This window comes from Mesorhizobium sp. M1A.F.Ca.IN.020.06.1.1 (genome assembly GCF_004023265.1).
GTDB lineage: Bacteria > Pseudomonadota > Alphaproteobacteria > Rhizobiales > Rhizobiaceae > Mesorhizobium.
In genome coordinates, this window is sequence record NZ_RZSR01001440.1 from 1 (window position 1) to 979 (window position 979).

General features: G+C 64.8%; 1 protein-coding gene. It reads right to left on the minus strand.

The features are described 5' to 3' along the window. Positions 1-955, minus strand: a 955-nt coding sequence (locus EOA60_RS34695; protein WP_164899852.1) for an SbmA/BacA-like family transporter, incomplete at its 3' end; no start/stop codon positions are given. Positions 956-979 lie beyond the last annotated feature (24 nt).

Genomic DNA, 979 nt, shown 5'->3' on the forward strand with positions numbered 1-979 from the left:
TCATCAAACCGCCGAAGCTGATGTCGCCCGCGAAATAGACCGGTGCGGCGACCAGAATCGGCGCCACCACGGTGATCCAGCCATAGGCGTCGGTAACCCAGGACAGGTTGATCTGGGCGCTGTAGATGCGCCGCATGGCGTCGAGCACGCCGCCGAGGTCGAGCTCGAGCTGCCGCCTGGCGTCCGCCTCGCCATGGGCGAGCGCGATGGCGTCGACATTCTCGTTGACGCGGACCACGGAGGAGCGCAGCACGGCCTCGCGCGTGTAGCGATCGCTGTTGAAGCGGATCAGCGGCCGGCCTACCAGCCAGCTCAGCCAGGAGGCGATGCCGGCATAAAGGATCGCCGCCCAGACCATGTAGCCCGGTATTTCCAGCGAATGGCCGCCGACATGGAAGACGAAGCCGGAAGAGAGCTCCCACAGCACGCCGATGAAAGATACAAGCAGGATGAAGGATTGCAGCAGGCCGACGCCGAGATCGGTCGACAGGTCGGAGAGATGCCCCGCGTCCTGCTGCATGCGCTGATCGGGATTGACGCCGATCGCACCCGCATGGGTGAGCCGGAACGCACGCGCCGGCCGCATCCATTCATCGATCAGGTCGAGCGTCAGCGCCTCGCGCAACTTCAGCCGGATCGTCTGGTTGAGCCAGGTCTGGCCGACATTGAGCACCAGGAGGCTGCCGGCAATTGCGGCAAATACCATCAGCTGATGCAGGAAGCCCGGCAGGTCGCGCCGCGCCAGGGCATCATAGAAAGGCTGGTTCCAGCGATTGAGCAGCACTTGCCCGATCGAGGTCGCGACGATGACGCCGACAATGCCGATCGAGGCCCACAGGAGCCGCCTGCGCACCGGCGATGCCTTCAGCGCCAGCCTGATCGCCGCCAGCTGGTCTGAGAGGCGGCTCGTCTCGACTGAGAACGCGGCCTGTTCGATACTGGGCGTGTGGTCCATATGCGAGATCCCTGCTGCCAGGAA